The organism is Microcystis sp. M109S1, assembly GCF_020247025.1.
Taxonomy (GTDB): Bacteria; Cyanobacteriota; Cyanobacteriia; order Cyanobacteriales; family Microcystaceae; genus Microcystis.
In genome coordinates this window covers 1-7540 of record NZ_JADBRW010000305.1, presented here as the reverse complement: position 1 = coordinate 7540, position 7540 = coordinate 1, and the positions used below count along the sequence as shown (strand labels likewise).

The window sequence follows — 7540 nt, the reverse complement described above, 5'->3', positions numbered from 1 at the left end:
CTTTAAACGGACGTGGAGGAAAGCGTAAGACTTCTGTTAAAGAAGCAGCATCCCGTGAAGCGTCAACCCCATTCAGCGACCATTCTAAAAAGGTGGCGTGGTGAGGAATCGCCGTCCGTTTTACGGCGGCGAGGATGTCAATTAAAGCCGATGGACTAGAAGCAATGGCGAATAGTAGTGGAATAGGCGATTAAAGGAGTGAAACCTGTGCAAATATTCACAACAATCCCCGGTTTACGCACTTTTTTGGCTGATTATCGCCATGATCGCAGTATTGCCCTTGTGCCAACCATGGGGGCGCTCCATAAAGGTCATGCTAGTCTAATTCGGCGCGCAGTGGCCGAAGCGGAGGTGACTGTGGTTAGTATTTTTGTTAATCCTCTACAATTTAGCCCCACAGAGGATTTTTCTCGCTATCCCCGCAGCCTTGACAGCGATCGCCAATTGTGTGAATCCTTGGGAGTTGCTGCTATTTTTGCTCCGAGTGCGGAAACTTTAGGAATTGGTGATTCTGAGGAGATAACCGCAGTTGTTCCCCCGATTTCTCTGACTAGCGGGTTATGTGGTGCTTTTCGTCCGGGGCATTTTCAGGGAGTAGCCACAATTGTCACTAGGTTGTTTAATATAATTGCACCGACGATCGCCTATTTTGGCGAAAAGGATGCCCAACAGTTAGCGATTATCCGGCAATTAGTCAGGGATTTAAATTTAGCGATCGAGATTCGCGCTTGTGCTACAGTGCGAGAAACATCGGGATTAGCAGTTAGTTCTCGCAATCAGTATCTATCGGCGACAGAAAGGGAAAAAGCGACAATTATCGTCAAAAGTTTGCAATTAGCTCTCGAAAGTTTTCGTTTAGGGGAAAGACAAAGGGAAAAATTACTGGCTATTGTCCAAAAAAATCTGGACAGAGTAGCAGAATTTCGCTGTCAGTATCTGGATTTAGTCCATCCCCAGAGTTTACAACCGATCGAGCAGATCGAGACAGATGGCTTGTTAGCGATCGCTGGATTGATCGGTCAAACCCGTTTAATTGATAATATTATCTTGCGTCAACGTCGGGCAGTTATCGCTATTGATGGGCCTGCTGGAGCGGGAAAATCCACAGTCACGCGCTTAGTAGCGGAAAAATTGGGGTTAACCTATCTCGATACCGGTGCGATGTATCGCGCGGTGACATGGTTAGTGGTCAATTCCGGTCTGGATTTGTCCGCAGAAGCGGCCATCGCCGAGTTATTATCTTTAGCGAAGATAGCAATAATTCCAGCCGATAGTCCCGAAAATGTGACTATAGTGAAGATTAATGGGCAGGATGTGACTTTAGAGATTCGCTCTCCCGCAATTACCGCGCAAGTGTCCAGAATTGCCGCTCAAAAAGCGGTGCGACAGCAGTTAGTCACCCTGCAAAGAGAGATGGGAATGTCAGGGGGAATAGTCGTCGAAGGTCGGGATATTGGTACTAATGTTTTCCCAGAAGCGGAATTAAAGATTTTCTTGACAGCAACACCCGAAGAAAGAGCCAGAAGAAGATTGAAAGACTTAGAAGCGCAGGGAAATGGGGGTATTAGTCTCGCAGAATTAACCCAAGAGATTGAAAAAAGGGATTATTTGGATAGTAATCGCTCCCTAGCACCCCTGCGAAAAGCCGCAGATGCGATCGAAGTTAATAGCGATCATCTCAGTATTGCAGAAGTCACGGAAAAAATCATTGCTCTTTATCATCAAGGAGAAGAAAATCAATGGAGAAGCCTCTAGTTTTTTTAGATACTGATGTTTTGATTTCTTATCTACGAGGAGATCTAGCCAGTGTACATTTATTCGATCGAGTATTTCTCGATCGCGTTTGTCTTGCTATTAATGCGATTGTTTTACAAGAGTTATTATTTTTAGCAGAAGTTCGTAATCATCCTGAAATAGTCGATCGGATTCAAGAAAAGGTGACTATCTTGGATTTTGATTTAGTTAAACTTGATAAATATTGGCAAAATGCTAGAGATATTCGCAATATTTTGGCAGACTCGAACGATGTTTTAATTTTAAGTAGTGCCGCTAATTGTGATTATTTAGTTACCTATGATCAAAAACTTAAAAAAGCCTCTAGTTATCTATATAACTCTAAACCGATGGTAGTAACAACTGAAGAATTATTAGAGGTTATCGATCAAGAAAATATAGTCCCTTCTAGCCTCTCTTGCCAAGGATATAAATCGTCAAATTTCCCCTTAAACAAGGTGATTTAGGAAGATAATTATGAAGTTAAATTCCCTGACTATCAAATCTATCTGTTTAACGGTAACTTCCTTGATAATTATCGGCAGTCCAGCTATATCTTTAGCCGATCATAGATCACCAATAACTTTAGCTTCTAGGGATTTATCAAACCAGCAACAGGGACGAACAATTATTCTTAATGGTCGTTCTTTCTCTATTCCTTGGCAACAGTGGACAGTAGGAAATAGTACCAGAATTGCCATGAGTGACACGGGAGCAAGACAATTATTCGGCATGGATTTTCTTAGCACAAATGATCCGAAAAAGCAACCGATAAGCTGGTTTAATTTACAAACTTTATCAGCTAATTTTATCAATTCCGATCGCTGGCTAGACGTTACGGATATTTTACTAACAACGGGTGCAACAACCACTATTAATGGCGATAGTTTAACTATTAACTTTCCTGCTCCTCAGATTCAAGATATTCAGCTAGAAAATTATGGGGCAGTACAAAGGATTATTATTCAACTCGATCGCCCGACCTTTTGGCAAGTTAGTCAGGCAAAAAATCAAGCAGTGATTACCCTAGAAGGAAATGCCCAGCAATCCCTTATCTCTAGGTTTCAACCCCAAACTAGCAGCAACAGTAACCAAAATAACGATGAAGATGATCTAGGCAACTCCAATAATAACTTACCCACTCAGATCACTTCCTTAGAAAATAATGGAGTGATCAGTCGTTTAAAAATCAATCTTCCCACTGCCTACGGATTACAGATCAGCAGTGTGGATAATCCTCCCCGAATTATTATTGATTCTCGTCCCGATGCTATGGATGAAAAGCGCATTGTTTGGCAACCAGGGTTAATCTGGAATCAAAAATATATCCAGTTAGATAAAGATTGGTTTCCCGTGACTTGGTTAGAAATCGATCCCAGAAATCCTCAGATAACTATTAAACCAATTACCGCTAATTCCACCTCAGTGCGCGGCACTAATCCCCTGATCATGATTAATAGCGAAAGTAATGCGGTAGCGATGATTAATGGCGGCTTTTTTAATCGTAATAATCAGTTACCTTTGGGGGCAATTCGTGTCGATGGCAAATGGTTATCCGGACCAATTTTAAACCGAGGAGCGATCGCATGGGATAATCGTGGTCAGATCAGGATCGATCGCCTTAGTTTAGAGGAAACTCTCATTACTGCCACTGGACAACGTTTTCCCCTAACCCAGTTAAATAGTGCTTTCCTGACAGCCGGCTGCAGTCGTTATACTCGCGATTGGGGGAGTAATTATCATCCCCTCACCGAGCGCGAAACTGGGTTAGTCGTCCAAGGCGATCGCATAACGGAGAAATTAAATAATCTTTTCCCACAGGATAGTATCGCCATACCAGAAAATGGTTATTTAGTCATCTGCCGAAAGACAGATATTAATTTAAATATTGGTGAAAGAGTCAACCTCGATAGCGTCACCCTACCGAGAGATTTTGCTGATTATCCCCAGATTTTAGGTGCTGGCCCCCTATTATTGCAGAATGGGCGCATAGTTTTGGACGGAAATGCCGAAAAATTTAGTCCTGCATTCCAAAATCAACAGGCGTCCCGTAGTGCGATCGCAGTCAGCCGAGAAGGAAAAATTTTGCTAGTGGCTATCCATAATCGCGTCGGGGGACGGGGGGCAACTTTAGGCGAATTAGCCCGAATTTTGCTGTTAATGTCGGCAAAGGACGGTTTAAACCTAGATGGGGGTAGTTCCACCGGGATAGCCTTGGGGGGTTATCTGCTCGATCGCTCTGCCGTTACCGCCGCAAAAGTCCATAATGGAATAGGGATATTTTTGTCCCCGTCTCCTTGAAAGGTGTGAAAACAATGGATAATAGCGACTGGATTAAACAATTGCTGCTGATGGGTATTGGCACTACTTCCATGGTGGCAGAAAAGATCAAAGAAGTGAGCGACGAATTAGTAAAAGACGGTAAAATCAATTCCGATCAGGCTAAAAACTTTGTCGATGATCTGATGACACAGATGAAGTCTGAACAAGGGAGCTTCGAGAATAACTTAGAACGCTATATCCGCAATATCTTGCAGGATTTAGGGGTTCCCCGACAATCGGAAATGGATGAACTGCGAGGAAGGATTGATAGATTAGAACGGCAGGTGAGAGACTTAGAGAATAAACTCTGGCGTTAGGGAACTATGAAATCAATGCGCGAAATCTTGCTCAGTTTTGCTATTATTGCGGTTTGTGGCTTATTTTTAATCGTTGCTTCCCTCTTTGGTGGGGGGGAAAAAATCAATGCGATCGCCGCAGAAATCGAGCCACCCGCTATCACTCAAACTATTAATAAGGAAATCATCTCCATGGATTTAGATCAAGCAGTCACCACCGATTCGGGACTAAAATACATCGATATCGTGGAAGGAACTGGAGAAAGTCCTCAAAAAGGTCAAAAAGTGACTGTTCACTACACGGGAACCCTCACAGACGGCAAAAAATTCGATAGTTCCAAAGATCGCAATCAACCTTTTACCTTTACCATTGGAGTTGGTCAAGTGATCAAAGGATGGGATGAAGGAGTGGCATCGATGAAAGTCGGTGGGCAGCGTACCTTAATTATCCCCCCAGAATTAGGTTATGGTGCGCGGGGTGCGGGTGGGGTGATTCCTCCCAACGCGACTTTACTTTTCGATGTGGAATTGTTGGAAGTTAAATAGGTTTTTCTTCTGATTTCTTACCTCTACCCGCATCGATCCCGAATGCGGGTTTTTTACTGGTTAATCAGGAAGATTTAGTAAATTCTAGACCGTTTTCGCTACCGTAACGTTCCATAAAACGCATAAAACGATCCCACTCTGCGGGAGAATTGAAAATAACCGTAGCTTCGATCGCCGTGGGTTTACCGTTGATGAATTTGCCTTTTACTTCCCTGGTGACGATTTCCCCTTCCTCATCAATGAGATACATCCCCGTGATTTCTTCAGTTTGTTGATCTCCTAGGATAGTCGGTTGCTCAAAATAAAATTTTGCCGATCCTTTCTCCCCCGTTTTAGTGCGACTTAAGCGGATATCGGGAACAACAGGTTCTTTTAACCCCTTGGAAAACTGAATTTCTGCCATTACTTTTCTTTATCCTTGTCATGAAATACACATTTCTAGATCATCTCACACCAAGTCGCAAGTAAAAAGCAGATGGGACAGCATAAGCTCAAAATATCAATACCAATATCATTTTTCCTTATTCGTAGCAGGCCTATCCATTAGTCATACTAAATCCTATTTAAAAGGTATAGGAGAGTGGGGAGCAGGGAGCGGGGAGCGGGGAGCAGGGAAAAACAATCCATAACTTGGGAGTTAATCACACTATTAAAAACGGATTCGGTGTCATATCTTTCTTAACACAGAATTTGACAAAAAGACAAAAGTGTGCAAAGTGGCTCAAGTTGGTTCTCTGGAGGTTCTGTCCCTTCTCAATTAAAACTTTTTATTGCGCTGACTAATTACGCCTGTTTTAGCTTACTTGTGTCCTTAAATAGTTCTTTTACTGCGTCAAATCACACAAGTCTTTGTATAAAAGTTGTACGATCATAGTCGGACTAAATTAAATTGTTGCCATCGCTTCCCGCTTCTCGTCTAGACTGTGTTGGGATTTGTCAAAGCTAATTGCAATAGTGATATTTTGCAGCCAATAGTTTTTTAAGTCTGTTAGCACGCTATGTCTGTCCTAAATAAAGAAAATCTTAAGCTGGAAACTCTCAACCTGTCTCAAAAATACCAAAAAACAGCCTTCTGGCAGAGGGGTTGGGGGTGAGGGCAATTAACCATCTCTGCCATTACCTTTGAAAAATTTGACTTAAACAAATTATGAATAGATATGCAGTTTATTAGCAGTTATCTTAACAGTGAGATACGAAGTTTCTGGTTTTAGAGAACGGCGGAACGTCGGAATATTATCTGATCGTCAAGAAATGATGACAAATACCGCCATACTTCAAAAACGCTATAATCTGAAAGTTGTTACTAGTTGCTCATCATGAAAAAACTTACTTATTCATTGCTCCCCCTGGGGATTACTGTTGGACTTTGCCTAAACATTGCCCCTGCTTCCGCTGGTTTCATAGTACGAGAAGTCATTCCCGACGCTGCCCTTTCTATTGACGGCTTCGGTAGTACAACTAATAGTGGAGTTATTCAAGCCAATATACCCACAGGTTCTACTATTCAGAGGGCTTATCTCTATGCCGCTTCCGTCTGGAATAAACCAGTTGACGGAGTAACTTTTAATGGGACTTCACTCCCCGAGAGTTTGGCAATTACTCTTAGTCCCCAATTGGACAACACGGCTACTACTGTTCTTTGGGATGTTACTGATATCATCAAGTCCAGTGTTACGGGAGGACTCCAAGACTTTAGTATCGTTGAGAATGACGATAACGATGGTGCGGTTCTTGTCGTTGCCTACAGCAATCCTTCTACCCAAGGTTTTACCTCGGTTATTTTAGACGGGGAACTGTCCACCACAGGAGGCACGAGCCAGTTTGATTTTGTCAGTCCTTACACTGGAGGAGATTTTCTGGTTTCACTCGCCTCTAGTTATAGCCGTCAACCGAGTTGGCAATTCACCCAGATTGACGTAACCACTGATTCGACCAATAATCGACGATTGACCACAAGTGCAGGAGGACAGGATGACGGTGAAGCAGCCGACGGAGGCTTAATAACTGTTGGGGGAATAGGTGATGACCCTGCTAACCCCGGCCCATTCGATTCCCCCTCCGACCCCTCCGCTCCGAGAATCGATGATGAATACTATAACCTCGCTCTCGGCAACATCGAGAATGCCGATCCTTTTATCTCACTTGGAGATACTTTCCTGCGCTTAACAACACAGAACCCAACCAATGATGATAACGTTTTTGGGCTGTTTATCACCAGTGGATTTAAGATCACTGCCACTCCCGTCCCCGAACCATCCATGACACTGGGTATTTTCGGTATCGGTGCCATCGGTATCTTACTATCTCGTCGTGGTAAAAAATCCTAAGCTGCCCGCGAATTTAAATTGCTTGTTGAGATGAGGCAAGAGTGCCTCTTGCCTCCTACTCCCCTCTCCCTTTCTGGGAGAGGGGTTGGGGGTGAGGGCAATTAACCATCTCTGCCATTACTCTTGAAAAATGGTTTGACATCCTCGCCGCCGTAAAACGGACGGCGATTCCTCACCACGCCACTTTTTTAGGGTGGTCGCTGAACGGGGTTGACGCTTCACAGGAAGGATACTGCTACTTTAGCGGTAGTCTTATGCCTTCCGACCCGTCCATTT

At 43.4% G+C, this 7540-nt stretch carries 7 protein-coding genes; 6 read left to right on the top strand and 1 reads right to left on the bottom strand.

What is annotated here, in order from left to right; translation table 11 throughout:
• Positions 1 to 207: 207 nt before the first annotated feature.
• From IM322_RS15230 to IM322_RS15210, 5 genes are read left to right on the top strand one after another with little or no spacing between them, the layout of a single operon-like run.
• Complete coding sequence (locus IM322_RS15230) at positions 208 to 1755, top strand: bifunctional pantoate--beta-alanine ligase/(d)CMP kinase (protein WP_287677178.1); 1548 nt, start codon at positions 208 to 210, stop codon at positions 1753 to 1755.
• Positions 1740 to 2240 (top strand): type II toxin-antitoxin system VapC family toxin, encoded by a 501-nt coding sequence (locus IM322_RS15225; protein WP_287677176.1) that lies wholly within the window; start codon positions 1740 to 1742, stop codon positions 2238 to 2240. The genes IM322_RS15230 and IM322_RS15225 overlap by 16 nt, the downstream gene beginning before the upstream one ends.
• A 10-nt stretch (positions 2241 to 2250) precedes the next feature.
• A complete protein-coding gene (locus tag IM322_RS15220; protein ID WP_287677174.1) occupies positions 2251 to 4074 on the top strand; it encodes a phosphodiester glycosidase family protein in 1824 nt (607 codons plus the stop codon).
• 14 nt (positions 4075 to 4088) lie between these two features.
• Entirely contained in the window at positions 4089 to 4412 is a 324-nt protein-coding gene (locus IM322_RS15215) for a phasin family protein (protein WP_002758682.1), read from the top strand.
• Between the two features lie 6 nt (positions 4413 to 4418).
• Complete coding sequence (locus IM322_RS15210) at positions 4419 to 4937, top strand: FKBP-type peptidyl-prolyl cis-trans isomerase (protein ID WP_287677171.1); 519 nt, start codon at positions 4419 to 4421, stop codon at positions 4935 to 4937.
• Between the two features lie 64 nt (positions 4938 to 5001).
• Here IM322_RS15210 and psb28 read toward each other — a convergent pair whose 3' ends face one another.
• Complete coding sequence (gene psb28 / locus IM322_RS15205; protein ID WP_002758684.1) at positions 5002 to 5340, bottom strand: photosystem II reaction center protein Psb28; 339 nt, start codon at positions 5338 to 5340, stop codon at positions 5002 to 5004.
• Positions 5341 to 6253: 913 nt separating this feature from the next.
• On the opposite strand from psb28, the gene IM322_RS15200 reads away from it, so the two are divergent.
• Positions 6254 to 7264: a DUF3344 domain-containing protein gene (locus IM322_RS15200; RefSeq protein ID WP_287677168.1), complete on the top strand. Its 1011-nt coding sequence runs from the start codon at positions 6254 to 6256 to the stop codon at positions 7262 to 7264.
• Positions 7265 to 7540 lie beyond the last annotated feature (276 nt).

What these genes read in the sequence shown, in the direction of transcription:
- psb28 (WP_002758684.1), bottom strand. Translation starts at nt 5,340, where the DNA reads ATGGCAGAAATTCAGTTTTCCAAGGGGTTAAAAGAACCTGTTGTTCCC.
- IM322_RS15210 (WP_287677171.1), top strand. Translation starts at nt 4,419, where the DNA reads ATGAAATCAATGCGCGAAATCTTGCTCAGTTTTGCTATTATTGCGGTT.
- IM322_RS15225 (WP_287677176.1), top strand. Translation starts at nt 1,740, where the DNA reads ATGGAGAAGCCTCTAGTTTTTTTAGATACTGATGTTTTGATTTCTTAT.
- IM322_RS15215 (WP_002758682.1), top strand. Translation starts at nt 4,089, where the DNA reads ATGGATAATAGCGACTGGATTAAACAATTGCTGCTGATGGGTATTGGC.
- IM322_RS15220 (WP_287677174.1), top strand. Translation starts at nt 2,251, where the DNA reads ATGAAGTTAAATTCCCTGACTATCAAATCTATCTGTTTAACGGTAACT.
- IM322_RS15200 (WP_287677168.1), top strand. Translation starts at nt 6,254, where the DNA reads ATGAAAAAACTTACTTATTCATTGCTCCCCCTGGGGATTACTGTTGGA.